The 26,514-nt window shown below is 56.7% G+C and carries 30 protein-coding genes and 6 pseudogenes; 20 read left to right on the plus strand and 16 right to left on the minus strand.

Annotation, left to right across the window (positions count from 1 at the left end; genetic code table 11):
• The first annotated feature begins 132 nt into the window (after window positions 1–132).
• The 5 genes from modA (at window position 133) to FPT12_RS23500 (ending at window position 3,364) form a co-directional block, all read left to right on the plus strand.
• On the plus strand, window positions 133–900 hold the full coding sequence (modA, locus tag FPT12_RS23480; protein ID WP_145020677.1) for a molybdate ABC transporter substrate-binding protein: 768 nt from the start codon (window positions 133–135) through the stop codon (window positions 898–900).
• The gene (gene modB / locus FPT12_RS23485) at window positions 901–1,581 is read left to right on the plus strand and encodes a molybdate ABC transporter permease subunit (RefSeq protein WP_145020680.1); all 681 of its coding nucleotides are present in this window, start codon (window positions 901–903) and stop codon (window positions 1,579–1,581) included.
• 3 nt (window positions 1,582–1,584) lie between these two features.
• Window positions 1,585–2,673 (plus strand): molybdenum ABC transporter ATP-binding protein, encoded by a 1,089-nt coding sequence (gene modC / locus FPT12_RS23490; protein ID WP_145020684.1) that lies wholly within the window; start codon window positions 1,585–1,587, stop codon window positions 2,671–2,673.
• Between the two features lie 85 nt (window positions 2,674–2,758).
• The gene (locus FPT12_RS23495; protein ID WP_145020688.1) at window positions 2,759–2,983 is read left to right on the plus strand and encodes a hypothetical protein; all 225 of its coding nucleotides are present in this window, start codon (window positions 2,759–2,761) and stop codon (window positions 2,981–2,983) included.
• A gap of 150 nt (window positions 2,984–3,133) precedes the next feature.
• Window positions 3,134–3,364: a hypothetical protein gene (locus FPT12_RS23500; protein WP_054597737.1), complete on the plus strand. Its 231-nt coding sequence runs from the start codon at window positions 3,134–3,136 to the stop codon at window positions 3,362–3,364.
• A 68-nt stretch (window positions 3,365–3,432) separates the two neighbouring features.
• Here the strand turns inward: FPT12_RS23500 and FPT12_RS23505 are convergent, their stop codons facing one another.
• The 5 genes and pseudogenes from FPT12_RS23505 to FPT12_RS23520 form a co-directional block, all read right to left on the minus strand.
• A complete protein-coding gene (locus FPT12_RS23505; protein WP_145020692.1) occupies window positions 3,433–4,404 on the minus strand; it encodes an XdhC family protein in 972 nt (323 codons plus the stop codon).
• Window positions 4,405–4,509: 105 nt separating this feature from the next.
• Window positions 4,510–4,679: pseudogene (locus FPT12_RS27725) on the minus strand (cytochrome c); the annotation flags it as partial.
• Window positions 4,680–4,698: 19 nt separating this feature from the next.
• Window positions 4,699–5,088, minus strand: a pseudogene (locus tag FPT12_RS23510) (xanthine dehydrogenase family protein molybdopterin-binding subunit); the annotation flags it as partial.
• 487 nt (window positions 5,089–5,575) lie between these two features.
• Complete coding sequence (locus FPT12_RS23515; RefSeq protein ID WP_145020695.1) at window positions 5,576–5,806, minus strand: hypothetical protein; 231 nt, start codon at window positions 5,804–5,806, stop codon at window positions 5,576–5,578.
• A gap of 198 nt (window positions 5,807–6,004) precedes the next feature.
• Window positions 6,005–6,247 (minus strand): DUF1652 domain-containing protein, encoded by a 243-nt coding sequence (locus FPT12_RS23520; RefSeq protein WP_145020698.1) that lies wholly within the window; start codon window positions 6,245–6,247, stop codon window positions 6,005–6,007.
• A 241-nt stretch (window positions 6,248–6,488) separates the two neighbouring features.
• On the opposite strand from FPT12_RS23520, the gene FPT12_RS23525 reads away from it, so the two are divergent.
• Window positions 6,489–7,241, plus strand: coding sequence for a carbonic anhydrase (locus FPT12_RS23525; protein ID WP_145020702.1), 753 nt, complete (start codon window positions 6,489–6,491; stop codon window positions 7,239–7,241).
• 62 nt (window positions 7,242–7,303) lie between these two features.
• On the opposite strand, the gene FPT12_RS27730 is transcribed toward FPT12_RS23525, so the two are convergent.
• The 5 genes from FPT12_RS27730 to FPT12_RS23550 form a co-directional block, all read right to left on the minus strand.
• Window positions 7,304–7,480: a hypothetical protein gene (locus tag FPT12_RS27730; protein ID WP_178098863.1), complete on the minus strand. Its 177-nt coding sequence runs from the start codon at window positions 7,478–7,480 to the stop codon at window positions 7,304–7,306.
• 299 nt (window positions 7,481–7,779) lie between these two features.
• Entirely contained in the window at window positions 7,780–8,208 is a 429-nt protein-coding gene (locus FPT12_RS23530) for a hypothetical protein (RefSeq protein WP_145020705.1), read from the minus strand.
• A gap of 162 nt (window positions 8,209–8,370) precedes the next feature.
• The gene (locus tag FPT12_RS23535; protein ID WP_145020707.1) at window positions 8,371–10,938 is read right to left on the minus strand and encodes an EAL domain-containing protein; all 2,568 of its coding nucleotides are present in this window, start codon (window positions 10,936–10,938) and stop codon (window positions 8,371–8,373) included.
• A 290-nt stretch (window positions 10,939–11,228) separates the two neighbouring features.
• Window positions 11,229–11,627 (minus strand): DUF5329 domain-containing protein, encoded by a 399-nt coding sequence (locus FPT12_RS23540; RefSeq protein WP_145020710.1) that lies wholly within the window; start codon window positions 11,625–11,627, stop codon window positions 11,229–11,231.
• 413 nt (window positions 11,628–12,040) lie between these two features.
• Complete coding sequence (locus FPT12_RS23550; RefSeq protein WP_145020716.1) at window positions 12,041–12,283, minus strand: hypothetical protein; 243 nt, start codon at window positions 12,281–12,283, stop codon at window positions 12,041–12,043.
• A gap of 271 nt (window positions 12,284–12,554) precedes the next feature.
• Between FPT12_RS23550 and FPT12_RS23555 the strand changes: the two genes are divergently transcribed.
• Window positions 12,555–12,992: a glycine zipper domain-containing protein gene (locus FPT12_RS23555; RefSeq protein WP_145020719.1), complete on the plus strand. Its 438-nt coding sequence runs from the start codon at window positions 12,555–12,557 to the stop codon at window positions 12,990–12,992.
• A gap of 118 nt (window positions 12,993–13,110) precedes the next feature.
• Here FPT12_RS23555 and FPT12_RS27735 read toward each other — a convergent pair whose 3' ends face one another.
• On the minus strand, window positions 13,111–13,263 hold the full coding sequence (locus tag FPT12_RS27735; RefSeq protein ID WP_178098865.1) for a hypothetical protein: 153 nt from the start codon (window positions 13,261–13,263) through the stop codon (window positions 13,111–13,113).
• A gap of 915 nt (window positions 13,264–14,178) precedes the next feature.
• Here FPT12_RS27735 and FPT12_RS23560 point away from each other — a divergent pair.
• Window positions 14,179–14,814 (plus strand): LysE family translocator, encoded by a 636-nt coding sequence (locus tag FPT12_RS23560; RefSeq protein WP_145020721.1) that lies wholly within the window; start codon window positions 14,179–14,181, stop codon window positions 14,812–14,814.
• Window positions 14,815–14,849: 35 nt separating this feature from the next.
• On the opposite strand, the gene FPT12_RS23565 is transcribed toward FPT12_RS23560, so the two are convergent.
• Entirely contained in the window at window positions 14,850–15,554 is a 705-nt protein-coding gene (locus FPT12_RS23565; protein WP_145020724.1) for an NAD(P)H-dependent oxidoreductase, read from the minus strand.
• A 92-nt stretch (window positions 15,555–15,646) separates the two neighbouring features.
• On the opposite strand from FPT12_RS23565, the gene FPT12_RS23570 reads away from it, so the two are divergent.
• Window positions 15,647–16,294 carry a TetR/AcrR family transcriptional regulator gene (locus tag FPT12_RS23570; protein ID WP_145020727.1) on the plus strand — a complete coding sequence of 216 codons (648 nt, stop codon included), beginning with the start codon at window positions 15,647–15,649 and terminating at the stop codon, window positions 16,292–16,294.
• Between the two features lie 133 nt (window positions 16,295–16,427).
• Here FPT12_RS23570 and FPT12_RS23575 read toward each other — a convergent pair whose 3' ends face one another.
• Window positions 16,428–16,919 (minus strand): helix-turn-helix domain-containing protein, encoded by a 492-nt coding sequence (locus FPT12_RS23575; RefSeq protein WP_145020730.1) that lies wholly within the window; start codon window positions 16,917–16,919, stop codon window positions 16,428–16,430.
• 111 nt (window positions 16,920–17,030) lie between these two features.
• Here FPT12_RS23575 and fabF point away from each other — a divergent pair, with 111 nt between their 5' ends.
• The 10 genes and pseudogenes from fabF (at window position 17,031) to ppk2 (ending at window position 24,849) form a co-directional block, all read left to right on the plus strand.
• Window positions 17,031–18,299, plus strand: a complete 1,269-nt coding sequence (gene fabF / locus FPT12_RS23580) for a beta-ketoacyl-ACP synthase II (protein ID WP_145020732.1) — start codon at window positions 17,031–17,033, stop codon at window positions 18,297–18,299.
• Window positions 18,300–18,836: 537 nt separating this feature from the next.
• Window positions 18,837–19,031 carry a hypothetical protein gene (locus tag FPT12_RS27740; protein WP_178098867.1) on the plus strand — a complete coding sequence of 65 codons (195 nt, stop codon included), beginning with the start codon at window positions 18,837–18,839 and terminating at the stop codon, window positions 19,029–19,031.
• Window positions 18,985–20,098 (plus strand): annotated as a pseudogene (locus FPT12_RS23590) (IS66 family transposase); the annotation flags it as partial. The gene FPT12_RS27740 and the pseudogene FPT12_RS23590, both read left to right, overlap by 47 nt.
• Window positions 20,061–20,624: an IS110 family transposase gene (locus FPT12_RS23595; protein ID WP_371922605.1), complete on the plus strand. Its 564-nt coding sequence runs from the start codon at window positions 20,061–20,063 to the stop codon at window positions 20,622–20,624. The pseudogene FPT12_RS23590 and the gene FPT12_RS23595, both read left to right, overlap by 38 nt.
• 366 nt (window positions 20,625–20,990) lie before the next feature.
• Window positions 20,991–21,347: pseudogene (locus FPT12_RS23600) on the plus strand (carbamate kinase); the annotation flags it as partial.
• Between the two features lie 11 nt (window positions 21,348–21,358).
• On the plus strand, window positions 21,359–21,721 hold the full coding sequence (locus FPT12_RS23605) for a DUF5064 family protein (RefSeq protein WP_145020735.1): 363 nt from the start codon (window positions 21,359–21,361) through the stop codon (window positions 21,719–21,721).
• Window positions 21,722–21,810: 89 nt separating this feature from the next.
• Window positions 21,811–23,001, plus strand: a complete 1,191-nt coding sequence (locus FPT12_RS23610; RefSeq protein WP_145020738.1) for a sodium:proton antiporter — start codon at window positions 21,811–21,813, stop codon at window positions 22,999–23,001.
• 139 nt (window positions 23,002–23,140) lie between these two features.
• A complete protein-coding gene (locus FPT12_RS28090; protein ID WP_256676843.1) occupies window positions 23,141–23,500 on the plus strand; it encodes a TolC family protein in 360 nt (119 codons plus the stop codon).
• A gap of 178 nt (window positions 23,501–23,678) precedes the next feature.
• A complete protein-coding gene (locus tag FPT12_RS28095; protein WP_256676844.1) occupies window positions 23,679–23,933 on the plus strand; it encodes a TolC family protein in 255 nt (84 codons plus the stop codon).
• 118 nt (window positions 23,934–24,051) lie between these two features.
• Window positions 24,052–24,849, plus strand: a complete 798-nt coding sequence (gene ppk2 / locus FPT12_RS23620) for a polyphosphate kinase 2 (protein WP_145020741.1) — start codon at window positions 24,052–24,054, stop codon at window positions 24,847–24,849.
• A 22-nt stretch (window positions 24,850–24,871) separates the two neighbouring features.
• On the opposite strand, the pseudogene FPT12_RS28100 reads toward ppk2, so the two are convergent.
• Window positions 24,872–24,991: pseudogene (locus FPT12_RS28100) on the minus strand (two pore domain potassium channel family protein); the annotation flags it as partial.
• Between the two features lie 439 nt (window positions 24,992–25,430).
• Between FPT12_RS28100 and FPT12_RS23630 the strand changes: the two are divergent.
• Window positions 25,431–25,808, plus strand: coding sequence for a hypothetical protein (locus FPT12_RS23630; protein ID WP_145020746.1), 378 nt, complete (start codon window positions 25,431–25,433; stop codon window positions 25,806–25,808).
• Window positions 25,809–25,885: 77 nt separating this feature from the next.
• On the opposite strand, the gene FPT12_RS23635 is transcribed toward FPT12_RS23630, so the two are convergent.
• The gene (locus tag FPT12_RS23635) at window positions 25,886–26,236 is read right to left on the minus strand and encodes an NIPSNAP family protein (RefSeq protein ID WP_145020749.1); all 351 of its coding nucleotides are present in this window, start codon (window positions 26,234–26,236) and stop codon (window positions 25,886–25,888) included.
• A 34-nt stretch (window positions 26,237–26,270) separates the two neighbouring features.
• A pseudogene (locus tag FPT12_RS23640) lies at window positions 26,271–26,514 on the minus strand (DUF2280 domain-containing protein); the annotation flags it as partial.

A 26,514-nucleotide genomic window follows, 5' to 3' on the forward strand; every position in this document is an offset into this window, starting at 1 on the left:
CAAAGAAAGCTCGTGAGTTCCGTTCGTCGCCCATTCGCTATATATTCCGATATATAGCGTTTTGCCTCAGCCCCGGCGCAGTCGACTGATATCAACACACTGCCCGACTCACTTGCACCTCGGAGCCGCTTCATGACTATTCGTGCCTCACGTATTGCCCCCACTTGCCTGGCATCCTTGCTCGCCGTGTTCGCGTTTGGCTCAGCCCACGCCGATGAAGTCCAGGTTGCGGTCGCGGCCAATTTCACCGCACCGATCCAGGCCATTGCCGCCGACTTCGAAAAAGACACCGGGCACAAACTGGTCGCCGCCTATGGCGCAACGGGTCAGTTCTACACCCAGATCAAAAACGGTGCGCCGTTCGAAGTGCTGCTGTCGGCTGACGACAGCACCCCACAAAAACTCGAGAGCGAAGGCGACACGGTCAAAGGTTCGCGTTTCACCTACGCCATCGGCACTCTGGCACTGTGGTCGGCCAAGGACGGTTACGTTGATGCCAAAGGTAAAGTGCTAAGCGACAACACCTATCAGCACCTGTCGATCGCCAACCCGAAAGCCGCCCCTTACGGCCTTGCTGCGACCCAGGTATTGGCCAGGCTGGGCCTGACCGACAAGGTCAAGAGCAAGATCGTCGAAGGCCAGAACATTACCCAGGCCTACCAGTTCGTCTCCACCGGCAATGCGGAAATAGGCTTCGTCGCCTTGTCGCAGATCTATAAAGACGGCAAAGTCACCGGCGGTTCGGCGTGGATCGTTCCAGCCGACATGCACGACCCGATCAAACAAGACGCAGTGATCCTCAACAAAGGCAAAGACAATCCCGCCGCCAAGGCACTGGTCGCTTACCTCAAAGGGCCTAAAGCCGCTGCCGTCATCAAGTCCTACGGTTACCAACTCTAAATGACCCTATCGAGTGCCGATTTGTCCGCCATCTGGCTGACCCTCAAGCTGGCATCCCTGACGACGGCCATCCTGCTGGTCATTGGCACTCCGATTGCGTTGTGGCTGTCGCGTACCCGCTCCTGGTTGCGCGGGCCCATCGGTGCCATCGTCGCCCTGCCCCTGGTGCTGCCGCCGACAGTGATCGGCTTCTATTTGCTGCTGACCCTCGGTCCTAACGGGGTCATCGGCCAGTTCACCCAAGCACTGGGGCTGGGCACGCTGACGTTCAGTTTTGCAGGGCTGGTGATCGGTTCGGTTATCTACTCGATGCCCTTTGTCGTCCAGCCACTGCAAAACGCCTTCTCGGCGATTGGTCCGCGTCCACTGGAAGTGGCCGCCACCTTGCGCGCCAATCCCTGGGACACTTTTTTCAGCGTGATCTTGCCGCTGGCCAGGCCAGGCTTTATCACCGCAGCCATTCTCGGCTTCGCCCATACCGTCGGTGAGTTCGGCGTGGTGCTGATGATCGGCGGCAATATCCCGGACAAAACCCGCGTGGTGTCGGTACAGATCTACGATCATGTCGAAGCCATGGAATACGCCCGGGCCCACTGGCTGGCCGGTGCGATGCTGGTGTTCTCGTTCCTGGTATTGCTGGCGCTGTACTCCAGCCGCAAAACCAAAGCCGGCTGGAGCTGATCGATGACCTCAACGATTCACGTTCGCCTGCAACTGAGCTACCCGGATTTTTCCCTGGACGTCGACCTGTACCTGCCCGGTCGCGGCGTGACGGCGCTGTACGGTCATTCCGGTTCGGGTAAAACCACCTGCCTGCGCTGCATCGCCGGCCTGGAAAAGGCCGAGCAAGGCTTTATCCAGATCAACAACGAAGTCTGGCAAGACAGCAGCAAAAAGCTCTTTGTCGCCCCGCACAAACGGGCACTGGGCTACGTGTTTCAGGAAGCCAGCCTGTTTCCTCATCTGTCGGTGCTGGCCAACCTGGAGTTTGGCCTGCGGCGCATTCCGCGCCAGCAACGCCGGGTCGACATGACCCACGCCACCGAACTGCTGGGAATCAGCCACTTGCTCGACCGTCATCCACAACACCTCTCGGGTGGCGAGCGCCAACGGGTCGGTATCGCCCGCGCGTTGCTCACCAGCCCGAAACTGCTGTTGATGGACGAGCCACTGGCGGCGCTGGACTCACAGCGCAAAAGCGAAATCCTGCCGTACCTCGAACGGCTCCACGACGAACTGGAAATCCCGGTGTTGTACGTCAGTCATTCGCAGGATGAAGTCGCTCGGCTGGCCGACCACATTGTCCTGCTCAGCTACGGCAAAGCCCTGGCCAGCGGGCCTGTCGGCGAAACGCTGGCGCGGCTCGACCTGCCGCTGGCCTTGGGCGACGACGCCGGCGTGGTGATCGAGGGTCAGGTGACGGACTACGACGCCCATTATCAACTGCTGACCCTGCAACTGCCCCGCAGCCAATTGAATGTGCGGGTCGCGCATTCGCCTATGGCCGTTGGCAAGTTGTTGCGCGTCAAAGTCCAGGCTCGCGATGTCAGCCTGAGTCTTCAGGGCGGTGAACTCAGCAGCATCCTCAATCGCCTGCCAGTGACGGTGACCAGCGAAATATCCGCGGACAACGCCGCCCACGTACTGGTGCGCCTGGACGCGGCCGGAACACCGTTGCTCGCGCGTATCACTCGCTATTCCCGCGATCACTTGCAACTGCACCCCGGTCAGCAGTTGTGGGCGCAAATCAAGGCAGTGGCGGTCCTCGCGTAAGGCGACGAACAGCACAGACCGCTTTTGCAGCTTTTCAACTTGCTTCTATAGTTGATGTGTACACAATTGGAGCGTCGGTGACGCCATGGAAGACATATTCGTTGTGAAACGTTGCAACAAGACCACCGTTCAGGGTCGCCGTGCAGGTGAAGTGTCTCATCAGCAGCCGATTGCGGCGGTCTGGTACCGGATCGCCGATACGCGTACCGGTGGCGGTTTTATCGGCGACGGTTATGAGCACATGGAAGATGCCATGAAGGAGTGCCGACGGCTCAATGCCGCCAGCTCGCGGGTCTCGCGTAAAGTCTGAAACGCAAGCTACATGTAGCTCCGCTGCCATTGGCATTGCGGGTCTATACTGATTCCAGCTGAAGGATCGGCGACCTCATCGGCAAACGCTCGCGTCCGGCGAGCGTTTTGTTGCTCGATCAAAAGCTTCTCTGATACGGAGGTGTTTCTCATGTCCGAAAAAGAGTCCATCACCACACTCCTCACTCTGCTCGACTCGCGTCAGGCGCGTTTGGCGGCTGCCTGCAAGGAAATTGCCGACTGGGTCGACATTCATGGCGGCCACCCCACCGCGATGAAAATCCGCGACCGGCTGCAAGACATCGAGAAAGATGCCCCGCTGATTCAGAATGCGCTGACGTCGCTCAAACCTGTCGACCGGCCATTGCCTCGATTCCGCTAAGCAAGTCCCGGCTCATTCGCTGAAGTCGGGACTCGCCGAGGATCGGCAGCGCACTGACATGCTGTTTTTCAGAGCTGATCCCGAGCTATACCGCTGCGTATACGCAGAATATCGGCGAGCACCGCCAAGGCGATTTCCGCGGGTGTCTTGCTGCCCAGATTGAGCCCGATAGGCGCGTGAATACGTGCCAGCTCAGCCTCGCCCAAACCACCGATACGCCGTAAACGCTCAAAGCGCTTTTGCGAGGTTTGCATCGAGCCCATCACACCGATGTAAAACGCCTCGGTGCGCACCGCTTCCATCATCGCCAGATCGTCGATGCGCGGATCGTGGGTCAGCGCCACCACGGCGGTATCGCTGTGACAGCCGCCATCGGCAATGAACATCGATGGCAACTCGCGACGAATCTCCACGTTCTCAAGGACCACACCATCGAGAACCTCTTCACGCGGGTCGCACAGAATCACCTCAAAACCCAGCCCCACCGCGAACTCGGCACACGCCTGGGCCACGCTGGAATAACCGGCGAGCAACAAGCGTTGGGCCGCACCGACGCGCAAACGCACCCGGTCGATTTCCCGTTCGATACGCGGCCCGTGTTCACGGTCGACCAGCACGCTGCGTGCGCCGCTGGCCAGATTCACTTCACGAATCAAGCGGCGCTGCCCGAGCAACGCGGACTCCAGTTCGCGCAGATGGGCTTGCACCTCGCACTCAGGTTCAAGCTTTTCCACCAGCACGTCGAGTAACCCGCCGCAGGGCAGTTTCACCTGGGAGCGCGGGTCATCGCCTTCGCCGTAACGCACCACCGAAACGGCGTCGAGAAACGCCCCTTCGGCCATGCGCGCCAGAAAGTCGTCCTCGACGCAGCCGCCCGACAACGAACCAATCCATTGCCCGCTGTCGTTGACCGCCAACATCGAGCCCGGCGCACGGGGTGCCGAACCGTAGGTGCCGAGCACGCTGCAGAGCCATACACGCTGACCAGCGCTGGACCAGGCCAACGCTCGCCGAACTACTTGCAGGTCAAGATGCTGCATATCAGTGTGCCTTGTGCTCAACGGGAGCATCTGCCTTCAATTGCTCGATCTGGCCGATCAGCAGATCAGCCGCAACAGGTTGCGCGGATCTTCCAGGCGCAACGTATTGAGGTTCTGGGTGCTGTTATGAAACACCGGGAACATCTCGTTGAACATCGTACCTTGAGCGCTCATGCTGTGCTTGAGGAAAGAGCTCAGGTCCTGATGCGTCCAGCCGCGTACGGCCAGATCGTTGGCGAGCAAACTTGGCGCAGGTGGCCATTGAGCAGGCCGCCGCCATAAGGCGCGCCACCGGACCGGGTGGCCGATGAACATCGGCACCTTGCCAGTTGGCAGCAGCGGATCGGGCGCGTGATCTTCAGGGAAAACGATGCCGTCCTTGTCCAGGTCTTCAGCGGTGACGATGCGATCCGGCTGCAGATCGGCTCCCAGCAACGACAGGTCGAAACCGTCATAAATACGATCGGCGCGAATGGTTTTGAGCAACATCGCGTGGCCTTGTTGCTGCGGCCAGCCCGGCATGTCCTTGGCGCGGATGTCGCGGGCAAATACCTTGCTGCCGCAGACCTTGGACAATGAGTCGTTGCGCATGCGGGCCTTGCCGTTGTTGCCGAGCCATTGCTCGGACGATATTGAGGACGAAAAAAAGCCCGCATGCGGGCGGGCTTGAAGGGGATGTCTCAAAGGAGTCAGGTCAATCTAGGCCGGTCAGGGTGAAGACTTCGTGAAAGGGTTGTCATGGTTACGGAAAGATCGCAGCCCCCCCAAGAAGGCCAGCACCTTGTCAACGCCCCTGACACCCTCTCGCTGTGCCTTTTCGTCTCGCCCTTCTACTCCATTTTTTACTTCCCCACTTTCGAATGGGCTCAAGGAGAAAGAACAATATATAGCCCGAGAGGACAAGCGTGAGATCGATCCATGACTCGGCGATGGATCCTATGAAGTACTCAATGCAGTATTTAATGACAAACAGCAACGAAATGCCGCCAAGTGCCATTAACGTGACAACTGCAAGGCTCGATAACCTTTCCTTCAACTGGGTATATCTCCCGACTCTATTGCGGCAACCTCATGCGAGACGCCTGGAAATCTCCATTGCTCCGAAAAACCCGCAATGATGCCGCAGAAGCCAACCGGGCAGCCCTGAGCGGGCTGCAATGGCGGCCCATGCTTATTCAAGGTGTATTTTATGAGCCTTCACTTCGCTCGCGTAGATGGCCAGCCGTTCTTCGGCGGTCTCCAACACCTGACACGTCTTCAGCAGTGACTGGGCATCGACCTCATTACCAGCCTGTCTCAGCCGCTCGGCAATGGCTTTGAGCTCCACCGCCGACCATCGCAAATCAGATGCAAGGTTCTGGAAATCGCTTCGCAGTTCGTGTTCGGGTTTGTTGAGTAACATGGCAATTCCCTCCGCGTCACGGCATCACTCGATGCGACGCTCTGAAAATCGTTTCCACTGCAAAAGACTTGATAACCCTCTTGCGCACTCGATGCAACTCCCAGAGTGGGTACCTCGCTTGCGCGGGGAATCAAGCCTGCCACCCGATCATTGGCCAAACGCCCGATCGTCGGCCTGCGACCTGACTTGATCGTTGCATCAGTCTGCGAATGCTCTGCGCCCGGCTTTCAATTCAGTACGCAGCTCACCGATAAAATTGGCGATCTCCCGGACACTGGTCAGAGTCGCCGTCGACACGCCGGTGATCAACAGTTCAACCCGTCCGGATTCTGGTTCGACAATTTTGACCCTCAACGACCCGTCGGGATTCACCGTGCAGGTGCATGAGAGTGGATAGAAACCGGATTCCACAATCTGGCAAAGCTGAAGAAGAGGAAACATGGCATTCCGTCCGTGGGGATTGTGTGCCGGGGTGTTGCTTGACCTTTACAGGTTAGCTGACCTCGGCAAACGCGAACGAATTAACCTCAAAGTGCTGTCTGTTTCGCACTTTGTAAAGCCGCGAAGCCCGCAACAGGCTTTTACAAAGCATCTAGACTCCAACGAAGAAGTGCTGGAGATAAATGCAAGAATGCCCCCTTGATAACGAACCACTCCCCCCAAACCCAGAGTACACAAGACTATGTGTGAATCCTGTGATTCAAACCCCGCGCCAGACGCAGATGGCCGTCGTCGTTTTCTCCGGCTTGCAGGACTAGGGGCTGGCGCCCTGCTGCTTGGTGGAGTGTTGCCTAACAGCATCGTCCAGGCCGCCGAGAAAAAGGCCCCACCTCCAAAACCACAAAACTCGATCAACCCGGACGCGGCCCTTCAACGACTGATCGCGGGCAATAAGCGGTACATCAACGGCACCTCCAAGACACATGACTTCAAGTCAGAGCGTGAAGCCCTGGTCTCTGGTCAGAACCCGTTCGTGGCAGTTTTGAGTTGTGCTGATTCGCGCATCGCCCCCGAGTACGCGTTTGACACGGCCCGCGGCGATCTTTTCGCAGTGCGTGTCGCGGGCAACTTCGTCACGGAAGAAGGCTTGGCAAGCCTGGAGTATTCGGTGCTGGCGCTCGGCGCGCCACTGATTCTGGTATTGGGGCATGAAAGCTGCGGCGCCCTCACTGCCGGCATCAAGGCAGTCAAGGACCATGCGGTCTTCCCCGGCCAGATCCAGAAACTGACAGACGCACTCAAGCCCACTATTGAGAAAGTACTCAAGGACCCGGGGGATCTACTCGAGAACGCGACCGTGCAAAACGTCAAAGACGCGGTAAACAACCTCAAGAAAGCCTCACCCGTACTGACTGAAGCGCTGAGCAAGGGCGAGTTGAAAATCGTCGGGGGCATCTATCGCCTGGCCAGCGGCAAAGTAGATCTGATTGCCTGATTCGCAAGATGCATCTCACCCGACGGTGAGATGCATGGCTTGTACTCGCTGGCGAGCGCCACTTAGAGGGGTCTGGCTTTATCGTGCAGTGTTTCCAGCTCGCTCTCGACCGCGCTTTGAACATCCTTCCACTTTTTCGGATTATCTGGCTGGAGCTCGTCGCGGTCCTGCCGTGCGTCACCCGAACGGCTTGGCTCAGCTGGTTTTCTAGTACCTGGTGCTTGCGGATCGGTCTTCATGGCTCACCTCTCGTACGCCCTGCGGTCGATACGTATTAGAAGTTTAGAAACGACCCATGTTCAAAACCAGTACCAGCCAGCGGCAAATTTCAGGCAAAAAAAAGCCCAAGCAGCTGATGGACGCTTGGGGCTTAAAAATGCGTAAACCGTGGTAGGTGAACACGGTCGTGATAATAGCTCACCACACTAGATGTAACAAGATATTTACATCTTTTTTTCACACAAAAAATCACCTAAGTCCTTAAATAACCACACTTTTTTAAAGGTAGAAGCTCGGTGCGATGAAGCATGCCGCTACTTCAATGAGAGCTTGGCGCTATTGAAATGCCCTCGCTCACATCACCGTAAATTCGAAAATGCCTTACCTCTCCGGCATCCATGGTCGTTACGACCTCGCGCAAGGAAATACCTATCGAGCACAAGCCGTTACCCTTCAGGTCTTCTCCTGCGCCTACAAAAACTTCCCCGGGCTTAGTGAAAAATCGTGCTCCTTCACCAGGTCCCACTCGCGCAACAAAATCACCGTTCACGTAAACACCGATGTAGCAGGCCGAACCCAGTAAACCGCCATCACGCGTCACAAAAATCGTTCCGCTGTCTCCCTCGATGGGTTGCTGAAATGCAAAAACCCGATCACCTGGAACCTGAGAGGCCTTTTCTGCTGGAACTGGAGATGTCATGCACCCTGAAATGAATAAAAAGGCCGCAACTCCTATCAAAATCCGCATGTTGAGCCCTCGTAAATCTATGCCAAGGCTTTATCACCAGCGAGTGAACAGGATAGGTCCCGGGATCGGGATCCCATGGCTGAATGCATGACAAAGAGTATAGATGCCTGGGATGAGGACCTGATCGACTGCCGTGGCTGGCCAGGGTTATTTCTACACCGTTTATCGCCCGCTCGGGCCGCTCAGCATCCATTGCATGAACGACCCGGAAGACAATGGGACAGAGAAGAAATATCCCTGCCCGACCTCATAACCTTGCGCTCTGAGAATGTCACGCTGGGCAGCGTGCTCAATGCCTTCAGCGACAACATGCAAGGAAAGCCCCTTACCAATACCGATGACAGACTCGCTTAATGCGCGGCAGGAAGCATCGTGCTCCAGGTCATCCACAAAACTCTTGTCCAGTTTCAGCTCACTGATCGGCAACCGCCGCAAGTACCCCAGGCTGGAATAACCCGTGCCAAAGTCATCGATCGCCAGACGCACACCCAAAGCATGCAGATCCTGGATGGTTTGCTCTGAACCAGGGCTGTTGCAAAGCAAAACGCCTTCCGTCACCTCCACGCACAAATCGGCGGGCTGTAATTCACACCGGTGCAGTTGCTCGGCGATCAGCCCCACCAGATTCAGATTGTGAAAGTTGATCGGTGACAGATTGATCGACATCGACGGGACCGCGAATCCTTGCCGACGCCACTGCGCCAATTGCCCGCAGGCCTCTTGCAACACCCATTGGCTCAGCTCATTGATTAACCCGCACTCCTCGGCCAAGGGTATGAATCGCGTTGGCGAGATGCTGCCCAGTGTTGGGTGTTCCCAACGTGCCAGCGCCTCTACACCGACAAGACGCCCGCTCCTCAAATCGACTTGCGGCTGATAAACCAGTTGAAGACCATTCTCAGCCAGGGTCACACGCAACGCCGTCTCAAGTATCAAACGTCCCTGAGCGATCTTGTTCATCTCTTCGAGAAAAAAGCTGAAGCTGCCACGTTCGGTACGCTTGGCCTGGTACATCGCAATATCGGCGCAATGCAGCAGGTTTTCCATATCCTGCCCGTCATCTGGAAACATGCTTATACCGATACTGGCCGACAGGACCACGGAGGTGCCGGCTATATTGGCCGCAATACTCAGGGTCATCTTCAGCCGCTCGAGAAAGGTCGTGACCTGCGTGGCATTCATCCTTGGGAGCACCAGAACGAACTCATCGCCGGATAACCGCCCGACAACGTCCGACTCCCGGAGCACGCTGCGTAGCCGTTGCGCCATGACTTGCAGCAACTCGTCACCCGATGCATGCCCCAGCGCATCATTGACCTGCTTGAAGCGGTCCAGGTCGACAAACAGTACCGCCAGTTCAGCCTGCTCCTGAGCAACTTCGGCAATGGCCCGGTCCGCTTGTGCAAGCAAAAAACTGCGATTGGGCAAGCCGGTCAACGCATCATAAAACGCCATTCTTCGAATCGACTCACGCGCCTCTTCCCGCTCGAGCGCCAACATGCACAGGTGCGTTCCGGCCGTCACCAGGTGAGCATGCAAGGTATCGGGACCACGACATTCCCTGAAATAGAGTGCAAAAGTGGCAGCGATCCGTCCAGCACCGTTGCGCACAGGAATAGACCAGCACGCTCGCATACCTGACTTCTCGGCCAGAGACTTGTAATCCGCCCAGAGCGGATCGTGGATGATATCCGTCACCAGAACCGGTTCGCCCCTGTAGGCCGCAGTCCCGCAAGACCCGGCAACAGGACCTATCGGTAACCCCTCGATCGCTCTCGAGTAATCGGTTGGTAAGCCAGGACTGGCCAGCGGGTGCAGAAATCCCTCCGGGTCCACGCTCAGGATCGAAACGATGACTTCAGGCGCGATGCGTTCGATCTCCTCACACATCAGGGTCAATACGCTTTCCAAAGACTGCTCTTTCAAAAGCGCCCCTATCACCTTCTCCTGTAGCACCTCGTGCAGCTTTGACCGGGTGATGTCAGTCAGCACAATGACGATGTTGTCGACCTTCCCTCGAGCATCGAACACCGGGGTCGACGAAATATGCACCCACAACCGTTGACCATTACGCTTGCTGATCAGTGCACTGGCCTCACTGGGCTCACCACGCAGGACTCTTTCGAGCACCGCTTGCGCACGCGATTCGGCCTGAATATCGGAGAAAAAGAACATCAAAGGCGACCGCCCGATGACCTCCTCACGGGAATACCCGAGCAATCGAATAAGCCCGTCATTGACATAGATGAGACGCGCATCAGCGTCGACGATACAGGTGGCAGAACTGGTGATGTTGACCGACATCGACAGCAACCGGTGTTCGATATCTTTCAGGCGCGTCTGTGTCACATCCTTGAGAAAGGCCGCATAAAGGACTCGGCCCTGCAAGGTAATTTTCGAGATCGACATCGCGCCCCAGCGCTCCTCGCCGTCCTTGCGCACGATATGGACATCCCGGCTGACACCCACGATCTTGTTGCCTCCGGTCTCCCGGTTCGCGCCGACATAACCGTCATGGTGGGGACGTATGGCGTCAGGAACCAACGTATTGACGTTGCTCCCCAGTATTTCTTCACGAGGACACCCCCAAAACCGTTCAGCAGCGGCATTGAAAAACACCACGTTATTCTGGTCATCAATGACCACCACGGCATCGACAGCCTGCTCCAGTGTTTGCACGAAAAAGTCTTCTGCCTCTTTGCCGCTCGCCAGTCTGACTCTCGTGTCCATAATCGCCACTTTTCCAATGCCACCACGACCCACCCTCCCTGGCTGCGTGTGGGGCGTCATAAGAACCTTCAGACCAGGAAGGGGCCTATCAACGGAGCAACGCGCACTACTGTTTCTATATCGAAAGACGGGATTTATTCACTCTGGTCGTACCCTTACTTCACTGCGCCCTTGGCTTGAAATCACAGGATAGCCTCGAAGTGACTGACCGGTCGATCCAATCCGCCAGTACGACGCCCGGAAACGAAAAAGCCCAGCATCACACTGGGCTTTCTCGACTTCAGATCGACTCAATGAAACTGACGCTGCCGCTGTAGCTCGGTCTTCAGCCAGAGACTTGCAGGTTGTACGCCTGCTGGACATCGCACTTCATAGAGGCTGCCACTCATGCTGCTTTTAGTGGCCGCCAGATCGATGAAGTCTTCTGTACTGCTGATCATGTTCTTGCCTTCGAGATAATTCAGCTTTTTCTCCAGATGCGCCCGAGCCTGGGAGCCCGAATATTCGCTTCCGTTACGCACGAACCGACACTCACTGTGCTCGATAAAATCCAGCAAGCTTTTTATTTCTTGAGCGGCTTGAGGTGAGGTTTGAGCCTGCACATTGGTCATCATTACGATCAGACCAATACCCGCCGCCATCAGCCATTGGCTGACACATCGAGCCATCCTTGCTGTCAGAATCTGCATGACCTTTCCTCGTCCGAACCAGACCTCAAGCGTCAGTCTTCTCTGTTGTCATGATCACGATTGCGGTAACGACCTTCGCCCTGATCATTGTCACGACGTTCGTATCCACGGTCATCGTGGCGATCATAACTACGGTGATACTCACGACCTCGCTCATGATCTCGACCGTACCCGCCTCCGTCTTCCCAGTAAGGCCAGCAGCCTCCCAGCAGGAGAGAGCTTGAAATGGCCACGATCATTATCGCTGTGCGCTTCATATGAACATCCTAAAAGCAAAGGTCAGTGCTACGGAGAAGGAATGTCGCTATCCGCAAGTTTAGTCTGGAGAGCGTTCAACCATAGGTACGACCATCAAGCGGATCAATGATTCATTAGTGAGAGACGACACACCCGAAAAACAGCTCCGGTGGTCATCAAGCCTGACTGGCTTCAGGGGCGTTACCGGTGCGTCTCGCGATTTCGATCCCCCAGTCCAGCGCGTCTTCCATGTCCAGCAGATGCGGTTTCGGGTCGTGATCCTCAAAGAGGACCGTGCCGTCAGGCTGGTAAACACCGATGAACATCTGCAACGAGCCGTCCCTCAGAATCCTGGCCTTGACTTCGATCTTGCGTCCGTTCGAAAGCGTTTCCGTGTGGATCATATGGCGCTCAGTCATTGCTACATTCCTCTGGTGGTTGATAGTCGAGTACCCCGCACTAAAGAGCCCGCCGCGTGCGGTTTTTTTGTTGCTTCGTGTCAGCTCTCGACGGCGTGCTGTTACCGCAGGTCGAACTTTGGCTTTGCCGCGTCCTCTACAGTTGTAGCGCTCCATCTTGAATGAAGTGACGAGAGCCGCTTGGCGACAGGAAGCAACAACGCACGTTTCAAAATGCTCAATAGTCAAAATAGCAGTCTGAACACAAAAACTACTTATTGAGGTCCACAGCATGCGAATCAAACTGCTTACCCTTGCTCTTGGTGCTCTGATCACACAAGGAGCAATGGCCGCTGGAGATGGCACCGCAGCCGTTGGCGGAGGCCTAGGCGGCGCACTGGGCAACATAGTCGGTCAGCAAATGGGCGGAAGCACCGGTGCAGCGATCGGTGCCGGTGTAGGGGGAGCTGCAGGCAGCGCTGTTGCTGCGCCGAGGGGCAACAAAACCAACGCAGCGATCGGCGGTGGGCTCGGGTCGGCTGGTGGTTCGGTCATTGGCCATCAGTTGGGTGGCTCAACCGGCTCAACCATTGGCGCAGGTCTTGGCGGTGCCGCAGGTGGTGCAGTAGGTAATAACCTGTCTGGCGATAATCGTAATCACGACTCAGAGGGCAGAGGCCACAACGGTAAACACAACCATAAATACAAAAATAAGTATAAACACGATTAATGGGCTGAGTTGACGTGCACGTTCAAGCCCGATCTCGTGTCGGACCGCTCCCTCCTGCCGGCAGTCAATTGAACTGCCGGGCTCGACACGAATCTATCCTGGCTCCGCCACATCGATCTCATGCACGGCGATACTCTTGTGCCTGATGATTGTCACCGTAGTAACGCCCATGTTCATGTCCGCGTCCATCATGGTCATGCCAATACGGCCAGCAACCGCCAAGTAACAACGCTGCCGACACCACAAAAATCAAAGCAGTTGTACGTTTCATTTGATCATCTCCGGGCAGGCCCGTGCCTGACGTTATAGTCGTTTGATGTCCTCACATTGAGGAGGTTCAAAACGCCCGGCTGCTAAATGCTCAACCCCAAAACAAACTTCCGTGGCCTGTCATTTCCTTATTACTTTTCCGGTGTTTGCCCCTGGACACTATCGCGAATAGCTAGTGAATCCCCCGCTATTATCAGGATAAAACGTGTCAGGGTCCGATTGCTAACCCTCGTATTCGATGATCAAGCAAGCTCCACTGAATCGAAACCTATCAATCATCCGCCTTGAAGTCCCCGAACTCGTGGGGCAGCTCCATCCTGGCATCAAGAGATGCGATCTGCCGTGCTACAGCCGCATCCCATTCCGCGCCTATAGCCCTGTTCTCACGCTTCATCTTGTGATGTGTCTGTCGGCCCCGGCGAGCCGGCGAGAAGGTTTTTGGGTGAGAGGGTCAAGCGGCCGAAAAGAAGAGGGATCAATGAGCCCAATGCACTAGTGCGCGAGCAGTTGGCCAAAGTCGCAGCTACTTTTCCCTGTATCGGCAATCAGACTCATTGATCGTTGCCCAACTCAATGTTGGGCGATTTCCATTTAGCCAAATGGAGATGCATGGGCACGCAGACAGCGTGCCATGCACTATTTTTTTAACAAAACAGCTTCGGCACGTCTAATAACCTTTTGCCCCGCCCTTATAGACTCAGGAAATATCCCCGCATCGCCCAGGCTGGCGTGGACGGCGGTTAGGTAGCCCGTACTGTATGACGTTTTGTGTATCAATCTGTATCTAACACTCTCCCCTTGACCGCTCTACTATCGTCCGCGCCATCCAGGTGCAAACCATCCGAGATGGCGAAAACCGCTTGTATTGATTTAGCGAAGCTTTCGATTCGTTATCTCATCCATCAGGAGTTACGCGATGCCCGAACTGTCCAACCTGCTCGCCTACGGCCTGATCTCACTCGGCATGGTGCTGACTCCCGGCCCGAACATGATCTATCTCATCTCGCGGTCGATCTGCCAGGGGCGAATAGCCGGACTGGTTTCTTTGGGCGGCGTGGCGTTGGGTTTCGTCGTTTATATGTTTTGCGCCGCATTGGGCATCACAGCCCTGGTCCTGGCGGTTCCCTATGCGTATGACGCCCTGCGACTCGGCGGTGCGCTCTATCTGATCTACCTGGCCTGGCAGGCGGTCAAGCCCGGTGGCCGTTCCCCGTTCCAGGTGCGAGACCTGCCCAAGGACAGCCCGCGCAAGCTGTTCATGATGGGCTTTGTCACCAACCTGCTGAATCCAAAAGTTGCGGTCATGTATTTGTCGCTGCTACCTCAGTTCATCGACCCCGCCGACCACGGCAGCGTGCTGACGCAATCCATCGTGCTTGGCTTTACGCAGATCGTCATTAGCGTGAGCGTCAACGCGCTGATTGCCGTCATGGCTGGCTCCATCGCGACATTTCTCGCAGACAGGCCCGTGTGGCAGATCGTGCAACGCTGGCTGATGGGGACGGTCCTCGCGGGCTTGGCCGTACGCATGGTCATCGAAGGGCGGCGCTAAACCCAATCGGGTAGCAGTAGCCAGTCACGTGTAGCTCACTGGATACGATGGCGATACCAATGGCCATCAGCGGACGATGCCGTGCCGAGATTATCTTTTGCCATGCTCACTCTGTTTGCAGGTTGCCCCTCGCCGCCATTGCATCGATGGGATGCAGCGAAAAGATTACGACCGAGGGCTCGCGCGACGTCCAAATGAACAGTCGGATCTTGCGTTTCCGATTCGAGCAGGAGCTCGGAGGTCACGACGTATGCGCCGCAATAATCAAAGATCCCATGGTCTATCTGCGTCTTCATGGCGTCGGCATAACCGTGCCGTTCGTAGGTTCCCCCGTCTGCGCCACCAACACCGACAAGATGAACTCGGAGGTGGCGAAGCTTCTTCACCAGCTTCGCGTCGGAACTGAAGTCGAACGCCCAGCCGTTGGCGAATACTCGATCGATCCACCCCTTGAGAAGCGCCGGCATCGACCACCAGTAGACGGGATAGACCAGCACAAGGGTATCGGCGCGATCAATCCTCGCTTGCTCGGCAGCAACATCCGCCGGCGAAGGCCCCTCCCTGTGATGCACCGCGAGGTCGGCCGCAGAAAACCTCGGATCGAAATTTTCCGCAAAGAGGTCGGCGATTTCGAAAGAGTTAGCGGTATCTGCCTGGGATACGCCCTCAGCAACCTGCGTAGCGAGGCTATGGCTGAGCGATCTGGGATCATGATGAGCAACAACGATGAGCGCGTGCATGTCGAAAACTCCTGCTACTGATTGAGGGTAAAAGGTGAAGGCTATATACTTTTAGTAAGTTACGAGCTTTAAGTTACTTTTGGTATATAAGCATGTCAAGCACCGAAAATAGAGAACAGGTCTCCAGCACTCAGCCACGTAGACGCATGTCTCGAGAGGAGAGACAGCGTCAGTTGCTGGATGTCGCATGGCGTCTGGTCCGCGAGGAAGGCACGGAGGCGCTAACGCTTGGACGGCTCTCCGAGCAGGCCGGTGTAACTAAGCCCGTCGTTTACGACCATTTCGGCACAAGGCCCGGACTGTTGGCGGCGCTCTATCAGGAGTTCGACGCACGCCAGACAGCACTCATGGACGCCGCTCTCCAAGCGAGTGAACCTACATTAGTGAGCAGGGCTACTGTCATCGCGTCGTCTTACGTCGACTGCGTGCTTCTCCAGGGCAACGAGATACCCGGCGTGATCGCGGCGTTGGCCAGCTCGCCAGAGCTCGAAAAAATCAAGCGCGAGTACGAACTGATCTTCATCAATAAATGCCGGACCGCCCTAGCCCCTTTTGCCAGAACGGCTGATATTCCGCCTGCAGGTCTGCGGGCAATGCTTGGCGCGGCCGAGGCTCTCTCCCATGCTGCTGCAACCGGAGAAATCACCCCCGCGCAAGCGCAGGACGAACTCTTCGAAACGATCGTCGCTATGGTCGATAGAACTTCGCGCGGCAGTGCTCACCGTGTCGCCGAGATATAGTTCGACCCGAGCCCCAGAAACGATAAAACCCAGCACTAGGCTGGGCTTTATCACGTCTGAGCGGGTCAGCGAATAAGCTCCCCACCCTCACACAATCAGAATGGCTACTGCTCCTCGATCGACCTGGCAAGGCTCAATCCGGATCAGCTATGGAACCCAGCCGCTGACGCATGCCTGCGCTGGCGGCTGGCCCGGCCTGCACGCTGCACTGGTCCAAGGGCACTAGATGGCCATCGGATATATCCGCCATCATCGGCCGCACCGGCCGCCCAGTCTCCCGCTCGACAATCTGCACACTTTCCCCTTCTGGCGCGTAATGGCGATTGCCCCAGGCCACAAAGGCCATGAGCACCACGCGGAAATCTTCGCCCTTGGCAGTCGGCACGTATTGGTAGCGCAGCGGGCGCTGACTGTAAGGCTGACGCTCGAGCAGACCCGCCTCCACCAGCGAGTTCAAGCGTCTGGTGAGCATGTTCGGGGCAATATCCAGGCTGCGGGAAAACTCCTCAAAGCGTCTCAGGCCATGCAGGGCATCGCGCATGATCAAAATGCTCCACCACTCGCCAACCCTTTCCAGGCTGCGGGCGATCGGGCATTCGGCATGGATGAGGGTCTTGCGCTGCATGGCAGTTCCTTACGGGGGGTCAAACATTTGTTGGTCTGGCATGTTACTTTCATAATGATAGCGACGTCCATATGTCGCTACCCCCCCATAAGCAGAAGGAGCTAGACCAGCATGAACAAACGCATCGTCGTTACGGGCATGGGCGCACTGACCCCACTTGGCTGCGGAGTCGAGCAGATATGGCAACGCCTGCTGGCCGGGCAGTCAGGGATCCGCCAGTTGCCGCCGGAGCTAATCGGCGATCTGTCGATCAGCATCGGCGGCCAGGTTCCCGACCGTACCCAAGACCCTGAGGCCGGCTTCGATCCGGATCTACTGCTGGCACCCAAAGAACAGCGCAAGATGGACCGTTTCATTCTGTTCGCCCTGGCAGCGGCTCATGAAGCGTTGACACAGGCCGGCTGGGCGCCGCAAACCCCAGAGGCGCAGGAGCGCACCGCCACCATCATCGCTACGGGCGTGGGCGGATTTCCGGCGATTGCCGAAGCCGTGCGGACTACTGACAGCAAGGGACCACGGCGCTTGTCACCCTTCACCATCCCGTCATTTCTCAGCAATATGGCCGCCGGTCATGTCTCAATTAGACATGGTTTCAAGGGGCCGCTGGGGGCTCCAGTGACGGCGTGTGCGGCGGGCGTCCAGGCCATCGGCGACGCTGCACGGATGATTCGCGCGGGGGAAATTGACGTAGCGCTCTGTGGTGGGGCGGAAGCGGCCATTCACCGGGTCAGTCTGGCTGGCTTCGCTGCCGCACGCGCCCTGTCGAGCGATTACAACGATACCCCGGAGCGCGCCTCGCGCCCCTTCGATCAGACCCGCGACGGTTTCGTCATGGGCGAAGGCGCCGGCCTGCTGGTCATCGAAGAGTTACAACATGCCCTGGCGCGCGGCGCCAGGCCCATCGCCGAACTGGTGGGTTATGGCACCAGCGCCGACGCGTACCACATGACCGCCGGGCCGGAAGATGGCGACGGCGCCCGCCGTGCCATGCAGCAGGCGCTGCGCCAAGCCGGCGTGGAAGCATCCCAGGTTCAGCACCTGAATGCTCACGCCACCTCGACCCCGGTGGGCGATAAAGGCGAGCTGGCGGCAATCAAAGCCCTGTTCGGCACAGACAGCGGCCTTGCGATCAGTTCGACCAAATCCGCCACTGGCCACCTGTTGGGTGCCGCTGGGGGGATCGAGGCGATCTTCACCGTACTTGCGCTGCGCGATCAGGTGGCCCCGGCGACACTCAATCTGGAAACCCCGGACACCGCCGCCGAAGGCCTTAACCTGATTCGCGACCGGGCCCAGCACCTGCCCATGGAATATGCATTGTCCAATGGATTCGGTTTCGGTGGGGTCAACGCCAGCGTGCTGTTCCGGCGCTGGATTTAAGACTGGGTATTCAGTCCGGCTTCAGTGCCGTTGGCTAGTATCCGTCCGGCCAAGTCATCTACCCAGCCCTGAAAAGCCAAGACATGGTGTGCACTTAAATTTGAACTGCCCCCCCCAAAGGTTGGACACAACCTTTGGGGGGGGCAGTTCAAATTTAAGTGGGCACCAGTTCTAGCCTTTTAAGCGGGTATTTCATGCAGCCACAACGCCGTTCCTACTCCAAGTCCTTCAAGGCCCAGGTCATTCAAGAGTGTGGCCAGCCTGGTGCTTAGATTGCCAGCGTCGCGCTGAGCCACAGCCTCAACGCGAACCTCCTCCACAAATGGATTCGGCTGCAATAGCAGAAAAGTGCCGTCCTGCAACCTGCCTTTATTCCCGTGGCATTACCGTCGTCGGCGTCAAGATCAGATATCCCCCCGGCCATGATCTGCCTCGAAATCCCACACCCACGCGGCACCGTCAAGGTGAACTGGCCGATCGAAAGTGCGGCTGCGCCAAGGCAAGTTCTTCTGGCCAGGTTCTCGACACGGCTCTCAGATGGAATTGGATGCCGAACAACTGCATGCCCTGGTGCTGGGTTTGCCATGGCAAAGAGTCGGGCGCTGGCAGCGCGATTTCCATCGTTTAACGCCTGCCATGACCACCCAGGCCGTACAATTGTCCGATGAGCCTATCGTCGGTTTAGGACGTCAGCGAGAAGCTCGACTACACGCCGGGCGTGTTCACCGTTGAACGGCACATCCATGGCAAGTGGGTCTGCGATCAGTGCGGAACCCTGATCCAGACACCGGTTCCGGCGCAGGTCATCGACAAGGGCATCCCGACCGCCGGGCTGCTGGCCCATGTGATGATCGCGAAGTTTGCCGACCACTTACCGCTCTATCGCCAGGAATCGATTTTTGGTCGAGCCGGTTTGGCCATCGCTCGCTCAACCTTGGCGCAATGGGTCGGCAACTGTAGCGTGCAGCTGCTGGTCGATGCCCTGCGCGATGCTGTTCTCGAACATGGCGTAATCCACGCCGATGAAACGCCAGTGCAGATGCTTACGCCGGGCACAAAGAAAACCCATCGTGCGTATGTCTGGGCCTACGCCACCAGCCAGTTCTCGGACTTGGCGGCGGTCGTTTACGACTTCAGCCCCAGCCGCGCTGGAGAACACGCCCGCCTTCCTGCAAGACTGGAAGGGCAAGCGGGTCTGCGACGATTTTGGTGGCTACAAGGCCAGCTTTGAACTTGGCGTCACCGAGATCGGCTGCATGGCCCATGCGCGGCGCAAGTTTTTCGAGCTACACGCCACCAACAAGAGCCAGCTCGCCGAGCAGGCCTTGTGCTACATCCAGTTGCTCTATGAAATCGAACGCGATGTCCGCGACTTGGAACCGGATTTACGCCGCCGAATACGGCAAGAAAAAGCGGTACCGGTGATGGATGCACTGCATGCCTGGATGATCGCCCAGCGCCAGATCGTGTACGACGGCTCGGCGATAAGCAAAGCTCTGGATTACAGCCTCAAACGCTGGACGGCGCTGTCGCGCTATCTCGATGACGGTGCTGTGCCCATTGATAATAACTGGGCCGAGAACCAGATCCGGCCGTGGGCGTTGGGTCGCAAAAATTGGCTCTTTGCAGGATCACTGCGCAGCGGTAAACGCGCGGCGGCAATCATGAGTTTGATTCAGTCGACGCGGCTCAACGGGCATGATCCGTATGCTTATTTGAAGGACGTCCTCACGCACCTGCCGACGCAGCGGGCGAGTGAGATTGCGGAGCTGCTGCCGCACAGGTGGCAACCGGTTTAGTGACGCAAGACGGGATGCCCGGACGCATACGTTGCAACGCCTGCACGATCACTTCGTCTACCTGGATGAGCAGATCAAGGCGTTGGATAAAGAATTGGCTGGCCAACTGGCCGACGATGATCTGGGTAGTCGTTTGCTGAGCTTACCGTGTGTCGGGCCGATCACCGCCAGCCTGTTGGCTGTGGAGAGGGGCGATGGTCAGCAGTACGGATGCAGTCGCGATTTTGCCGCCGCTGTCGGCTTGGTGCCCAGGCAGTACAGCACGGGTGGCAAGGCCAACCTGCTGGGGATCAGCAAGCGCGGTGACAAGCACCTGCGACAACTGTTGGTGCAGTGTGCTCGGGTCTATATGCAGAGGCTGGAACACCAAAAAGGGACGCTGGCCGACTGGGTGCGTTCACTGCTCAGCCGACGACACTCCAATGTGGTGGCCTGTGCCTTGGCCAATAAACTAGCGCGTATCGCCTGGGCGATAGCCGTTCACCATACGCAATATGAAGCAGGGCCAGACGCCTTGAACGCCTGACCCTGTGGTTGTTGCAGTACCACGAATCACCCTTCAGGTTTTGCGATAGCTGAACAACGGATGACGTGAACGGCCTACCGGCCTGGCGAAGATCCTGACACAAAAATCGGCTCCAGAAGCCGACGGTTTTTTAAGAATCGTCAGGCGCGACTCTCATCGTGGCGCTGGGGCATGCCCCAAACAGACGCCGGATAGATTTAAGCAAGCCAACCACTTCACCCACTAATCAGTATTGCAAAAATGGGGGTGACCATAGATTTTTGTGGGTACATGCTTACCATTGCCGCCCCATACCGTTGTGATCGGTGTACACCCAGCTGTGCACCGGAAAAACACAAGGCTCTGGTATACAAAAACGAAGCGTGCGGCATTCCGACGATGTACGACGAAAACCGCAAGCTCAAGGGCGTGGAGGCGGTGATCGACAAGGACCCGTGCTCGACGCTGCTGGCCGAACGGCTTGAAAGTGAGTTGCTGGTGATCGCCACCGACGTCAGTGCCGCGTTTATCGACTTCGGCAAGCCGACCCAGAAAGCCATCGCTCAGGCCCACCCGGACGACATCGAAAAACTCGGCTTCGCCGCTGGCTCCATGGGACCGAAAGTCCAGGCCGCCTGCGAGTTCGCCCGCAACACTGGCAAAGTCGCGGTGATCGGTTCACTCTCGGACATCGGAGCAATTATCCGGGACAGGGCTGAGCCTGCCCCACTTCAATGCCTTTGAAGGAGACGCCCATGGCCACGTTCGAGCCCGGTCACTTGCACATCGAGCGCCACGCACTGACCGATGACGATGTCAGCTACAACATTCACATCGACTATGAGGTCACTCAGGATCCCAAGGAAGGCAAAGGGATGCTGTTCACGATGCGCGGCAATATCCAGGGCCGGGAGATGGAAGAAAAATTCTTCCTGCCCAAGGACCAAGCCTACAATTTTGCTAGCAACATCACGCAAATCGCAGAGAAGTACGGCATACCCAAGGTGTACAGCACCATCGGTTCAATGCACAAAAACTACGACGTGATGTTCAACGATGTCAGGGTACAGCTGGATGTGAAGTCGGGGGATCCGGTCAAACCCGAGCATCTGGAATAACCTGACTTTTCTGCGTTTCAAGCCCCGCCTCATACAGAATGGTAATGGCGCCATTGCCGTGGGATTAAACCTGGACAGGCAGGACAAAGATGTATCAGAACTTAGCCCTACTTGCCGCCTTCCTCCTGGCTTACAGCATATTTGCGGGGCGTTTCGAGTCACGCCTGCTCAATGGTCCGCTCATGTTCATGCTTGCCGGTCTGATTCTCGGCCCGGCCGTTCTGGGCATTCTGCAACCTCGGATTGACAAGGACGGCCTCAAAATCCTGGCAGAACTGACATTGGCGATTGTACTCTTCAGCGATGCGGCCAACGCCGACCTCAAGGTTCTGAAGGTACACGGAGTATTGCCACTGCGTTTGCTGATGATAGGGCTACCACTGACTATGCTCAGTGGTTGGTTGGTCGGCCTCTGGCTGTTCCCGCAGATACCCGCGGTGGAATTGGCAATACTGGCGACCCTTCTGGCTCCCACCGACGCGGCGCTGGGTAAGGCCGTCGTGAGCAATCCCAAGGTTCCTGGGGCCGTGCGTGAAGGGTTAAACGTGGAGAGCGGGTTGAATGATGGCATCTGTGTTCCGGTGCTGCTGATGTTCCTGGCACTGCTGGTCGAAGAGCGTACGCAGTCGCCCCTTTCACTCGCGGTGGAGTTGCTTATCGAGGAACTGGGCATCGGTGCAGTCATTGGTGTGGCACTTACGTTCATTGCCTGGCTGTTGCAGCGTTACTCCGAAAAGCACCATTGGCAAACACCCATGTGGTCACAACTGACGCTACCGGGGCTCGCCATCCTGTGCTTTGCCACAGCGCAAACATTAGGGGGTAGCGGGTTTATCGCCGCGTTCGTCGGTGGGTTGCTCGCAAGCTTTTTGTTTACCGAGCAAAAGCATCACCTACTCAAGGCCAGCGAAGAATTCGCCAGCCTGCTATCGGTCATCACTTGGGTCGTATTCGGCGCACTGGTGATCCCTTGGGCATGGAGCAGTCTCACCCTGAACATCTGGCTGTACGCAGTGCTCAGTCTGACCGCGATTCGCATACTGCCCGTACTGATCAGCCTGGTAGGAACTCGCTTCGATTTCGAAACCCGCCTGTTCATCGGTTGGTTCGGCCCGCGAGGCCTGGCAAGCATCGTCTTCGCCGTGATGATACTGGACTACCCACTACAAGCCAGTCGTACGCTGGTATCTGCAGCTGCCTGTACCGTTTTACTCAGCGTGCTACTACATGGCTTGAGTGCTAATCCATGGGTTTCACGGCTGGCAAGTCGTATTCGTTGATTTTTGTCAAAGATGCCCCCTCTACATAGCGCTTCGCGATCTTGACCGGGAACTGGAAATCGCCCGCACCACTGCCAAGGCCCGCGACGACTCCTACGGAGTTTTCAAACTGCACTTTGGCGCCGGCACCATTTCCGAAATGGAACTGGCGCAAAACCTCTCTGAGTTTCAGCGCACCCAGGCCTCTGTATCTCAATTCGAGTCCCAGGTGGCACCGCAGAAAAACAACCTGGCCGTGCTGCCTGGACGCAAACCCGGGCCGATCATACAAGGGCGTGACCTGTCCCAATTGACGCTACCGTCGGTGCCTGCCGACTTGCCTTCGGAATTACTGGAGCGGCGCCCCGATCTACGCCAAGCCGAGTTGGACCTCATTTCCACCAATGCCCGTATCGGTGCCACGAAGACCGTGTATTTCCCGACCATTTCCCTGACCGGGTTGTTAGGCTCGGCAAGTAACCAACTCTCGAACCTGTTCACCGGGCCGGCCGCCACCTGATCCTATGGCGTCGCGGCAAGCATGCCAATTTTCACCGCGGGCAGGATTGCGGGTGAGGTCCAACAGGCTGAGGCGTTTCAACAACAAACCTTGCTGGGCTACCAACAGGCAATTCAATTGGCTTTCGGGGACGTTGAAACGCGCCGGCCGTTGCAAGTAAATCCCCGAGCAGATACAGATGGCCTCTCAGGCCAATCAGGTCGAGGCGCTGCGGACTTACACCAAGTTTGCGCGACTTCGCTACGACAATGGATACACCAGCCACATAGAAGTACTCGATGCCGAACGCAGCTTGCTCGATGCCGAGCTGAACTATACTCAAACCCGAGGTTCGGTGTTTACCGCCATGGTTGATGTTTACAAGGCCACAGGTGGAGGTTGGGTAACCGAGGCGGACAAACTGACTTCAACGGCCAGCGAAAAAAGACCATGATGAGGCTACAGACAGATCGCTGGCTCAGCAGTTAATTGGCGCAGCGTCGACGTGAATGCAACCAAGTTCGAGCGCATCTGGAGGCTGAATATTGGCAACGAAAAAACGTGATCGCGCGATGGCTGACGCTGTAGCAAACCCCACCGCGGGACCGAGCCGGAAAGAATACGAAAAACAACTGGAAACCCTGCACATCGAATTGGTCAAACTCCAGCAATGGGTGGTTGCGACCGGTGCCAAGGTGGTGGTGGTATTTGAAGGCCGTGACGGCGCGGGCAAGGGCGGCACAATCAAGGCGCTGACCGAGCGTGTCAGCCCTCGGGTTTTCCGCGTCGTGGCATTGCCGGCGCCTTCCGAGCGGGAATTAAGCCAGATGTACTTGCAGCGTTATATTCCGTATTTCCCGGCGGCCGGTGAAGTCGTGATCTTCGACCGCAGCTGGTACAACCGTGCCGGCGTTGAACGGGTCATGGGGTTTTGCGACGAAAAGCAGGTGCGCAACTTTCTCACGCTCGCCCCGATATTCGAGCGCCTGCTCGTCAACTCCGGTGCGCTGCTGTTGAAGTATTGGCTGGAAGTAAGCCCTCAAGAACAGGAGCGGCGTCTCAAGAATCGCATCAACGACGGTCGCAAGACCTGGAAGCTGTCGCCCATGGACGTCAAATCCTATAACCGCTGGGACGACTACACCCGGGCCCGTGACGAGATGTTCGAGGCCACCGATACCGAATGGGCGCCCTGGTTTGTCGCTCGTTCGGAAAATAAAAAGTCAGTGCGGTTGAACCTGCTGACTCATCTGCTGGAACAAATCCCCTACAGGACAATAAAACAACCCAAGGTCAAGTTTCCCAAACGCAAGATAGGGGGATACAAGGCGATTGATTACCCCTTCAAATACATTGCCGAACGGTTTTGAGCCACGCGGCAGTACAAACTCATTACTTTTCCGATTCTGTCGTTCGTACTGCAATTTCGATGGCCCGAATACTGATAGACGCGAATATCGCAGTCATCAGGATGCCGTTAAAACCGAGCAGAATCGAAAGAACGCGAGAGATGGCCGGTTACCTATGCCGGGGATATCGGGCAGCAACGAAGCGAGGTAGGTCATAGGGGAAGTCCTATCTATGGAGATCCGTGATACCGGCGTTGCATCAACATGAGGTACGGATCAACCTCGTAGAGACCCGTGCTGGGCGGATGTCACTGTGTGTTATGGGCTTACGCCTAGCGTATGGTGAACACAAGGCGACTTCGCCGGACGGTTACGTTGGCTATACGAATCCCAGAAACAACAAAGCCCAGCACTAGACTGGGCTTTATCACGTCTGATCAGGTCAGCGAATAAGCTCGTCCACCCTGTTGCAATCTCATCAGTCATTTGAAATTGATTGGTGTCGACTCCGAGTATCAGCAATCGGATAGCAGTAGCCAGTCGCGTGTAGCTCGCCGATTTCGATACGATGGTGATACCAATGACCATCAGCGGACGATGCCATGCCGAGATTATCTTTTGCCATCCGCACTCTGTTTGCAGGCTGCCTCCTCGTTGCAACAACCAATCACCTGCATGCAGACCTTGCACATGGGCTGCTCTGGGATTACGGATATGGTGACAGTACTCCATGGGGCAGCCGTTTTTTCTGGGGAGCGCTTACTTTTTTAGATCCTCTGGCCGCACTGTTGCTATTCAGAAAACCCCGACCAGGCATCGTTTTCACAGCTGCAATCATCATTGCGGACGTGATCCATAACACGTTCTATGTGGCGCTAAACCGACAATGGCTGGAGACATTCTATATTTCGCAGACGGTGTTTTTGCTGGCAGTGCTACTTCTAGCGCCTTTCGCTTGGAAAGGTATCAAGCCGTACTGAAGCCAAGAACGACAGAGGATGCCCCCCGGCACGAACCCAAAACAACAAAGCCCAGCACTAGACTGGGCTTTTTCACATCAGCCGTAGGTAGATGTACGGGAAACCCTGATGGCATCAATCGCGTCTTGAGTGAGCGCTATAATCGTGACTGTGCTTACTTCAATCCGACTGATGATATCTGCTCTCGGGCCTTGTCTCCACGCAGTGCTTGCGTAAAAAACATCTTGAGATGCTACGCGATGGCTCTCGCTTTCATAGGAGCGAATCAAGTGATAGCTGTCATCGTCATGTAATGAGCTGCCATAAGAAACGACATCCATTCCAGCCTTCAAGTGAAGCGGAACGCTAACTTCTTGCATTATCCGATGGAAATCCAATCCCGACCCAGGCTTCAAGGTGTACATCAGGATTTCAACAATTCGAGTCATTCCAAGTCTTCCATGTCGGATTTCAGGTTCTCATCTTACGAACATGCATTCCCATAGCGCCATACCGCCTGTACGAATCCCCAGTCGGGATCTCTGAAGTCTCTTCGCGGAATCTCTTTCGGGTGTCTTCGAACATCGTCACCCAGCGCTTCGCCAGGCCCTTACCCGATGTCTTAGTAGGGTCGTGTGTCTCCCACCTGCTGGCGGGTCACCGATACCCCATATGAACGAGCCCCATGAAAGACAGGACACCGTTTCCCCCTTACGATAAGGGATAG

Source organism: Pseudomonas sp. H3(2019), from assembly GCF_007713465.1.
Lineage (GTDB): Bacteria > Pseudomonadota > Gammaproteobacteria > Pseudomonadales > Pseudomonadaceae > Aquipseudomonas.

Coding starts and splice junctions, on each gene's coding strand:
- modA (WP_145020677.1), top strand. CDS start 133: ATGACTATTCGTGCCTCACGTATTGCCCCCACTTGCCTGGCATCCTTG.
- modB (WP_145020680.1), top strand. CDS start 901: ATGACCCTATCGAGTGCCGATTTGTCCGCCATCTGGCTGACCCTCAAG.
- modC (WP_145020684.1), top strand. CDS start 1,585: ATGACCTCAACGATTCACGTTCGCCTGCAACTGAGCTACCCGGATTTT.
- FPT12_RS23495 (WP_145020688.1), top strand. CDS start 2,759: ATGGAAGACATATTCGTTGTGAAACGTTGCAACAAGACCACCGTTCAG.
- FPT12_RS23500 (WP_054597737.1), top strand. CDS start 3,134: ATGTCCGAAAAAGAGTCCATCACCACACTCCTCACTCTGCTCGACTCG.
- FPT12_RS23505 (WP_145020692.1), bottom strand. CDS start 4,404: ATGCAGCATCTTGACCTGCAAGTAGTTCGGCGAGCGTTGGCCTGGTCC.
- FPT12_RS23515 (WP_145020695.1), bottom strand. CDS start 5,806: ATGTTACTCAACAAACCCGAACACGAACTGCGAAGCGATTTCCAGAAC.
- FPT12_RS23520 (WP_145020698.1), bottom strand. CDS start 6,247: ATGTTTCCTCTTCTTCAGCTTTGCCAGATTGTGGAATCCGGTTTCTAT.
- FPT12_RS23525 (WP_145020702.1), top strand. CDS start 6,489: ATGTGTGAATCCTGTGATTCAAACCCCGCGCCAGACGCAGATGGCCGT.
- FPT12_RS27730 (WP_178098863.1), bottom strand. CDS start 7,480: ATGAAGACCGATCCGCAAGCACCAGGTACTAGAAAACCAGCTGAGCCA.
- FPT12_RS23530 (WP_145020705.1), bottom strand. CDS start 8,208: ATGCGGATTTTGATAGGAGTTGCGGCCTTTTTATTCATTTCAGGGTGC.
- FPT12_RS23535 (WP_145020707.1), bottom strand. CDS start 10,938: ATGGACACGAGAGTCAGACTGGCGAGCGGCAAAGAGGCAGAAGACTTT.
- FPT12_RS23540 (WP_145020710.1), bottom strand. CDS start 11,627: ATGCAGATTCTGACAGCAAGGATGGCTCGATGTGTCAGCCAATGGCTG.
- FPT12_RS23550 (WP_145020716.1), bottom strand. CDS start 12,283: ATGACTGAGCGCCATATGATCCACACGGAAACGCTTTCGAACGGACGC.
- FPT12_RS23555 (WP_145020719.1), top strand. CDS start 12,555: ATGCGAATCAAACTGCTTACCCTTGCTCTTGGTGCTCTGATCACACAA.
- FPT12_RS27735 (WP_178098865.1), bottom strand. CDS start 13,263: ATGAAACGTACAACTGCTTTGATTTTTGTGGTGTCGGCAGCGTTGTTA.
- FPT12_RS23560 (WP_145020721.1), top strand. CDS start 14,179: ATGCCCGAACTGTCCAACCTGCTCGCCTACGGCCTGATCTCACTCGGC.
- FPT12_RS23565 (WP_145020724.1), bottom strand. CDS start 15,554: ATGCACGCGCTCATCGTTGTTGCTCATCATGATCCCAGATCGCTCAGC.
- FPT12_RS23570 (WP_145020727.1), top strand. CDS start 15,647: ATGTCAAGCACCGAAAATAGAGAACAGGTCTCCAGCACTCAGCCACGT.
- FPT12_RS23575 (WP_145020730.1), bottom strand. CDS start 16,919: ATGCAGCGCAAGACCCTCATCCATGCCGAATGCCCGATCGCCCGCAGC.
- fabF (WP_145020732.1), top strand. CDS start 17,031: ATGAACAAACGCATCGTCGTTACGGGCATGGGCGCACTGACCCCACTT.
- FPT12_RS27740 (WP_178098867.1), top strand. CDS start 18,837: ATGGAATTGGATGCCGAACAACTGCATGCCCTGGTGCTGGGTTTGCCA.
- FPT12_RS23605 (WP_145020735.1), top strand. CDS start 21,359: ATGGCCACGTTCGAGCCCGGTCACTTGCACATCGAGCGCCACGCACTG.
- FPT12_RS23610 (WP_145020738.1), top strand. CDS start 21,811: ATGTATCAGAACTTAGCCCTACTTGCCGCCTTCCTCCTGGCTTACAGC.
- FPT12_RS28090 (WP_256676843.1), top strand. CDS start 23,141: ATGGAACTGGCGCAAAACCTCTCTGAGTTTCAGCGCACCCAGGCCTCT.
- FPT12_RS28095 (WP_256676844.1), top strand. CDS start 23,679: ATGGCCTCTCAGGCCAATCAGGTCGAGGCGCTGCGGACTTACACCAAG.
- ppk2 (WP_145020741.1), top strand. CDS start 24,052: ATGGCTGACGCTGTAGCAAACCCCACCGCGGGACCGAGCCGGAAAGAA.
- FPT12_RS23630 (WP_145020746.1), top strand. CDS start 25,431: ATGCCGAGATTATCTTTTGCCATCCGCACTCTGTTTGCAGGCTGCCTC.
- FPT12_RS23635 (WP_145020749.1), bottom strand. CDS start 26,236: ATGACTCGAATTGTTGAAATCCTGATGTACACCTTGAAGCCTGGGTCG.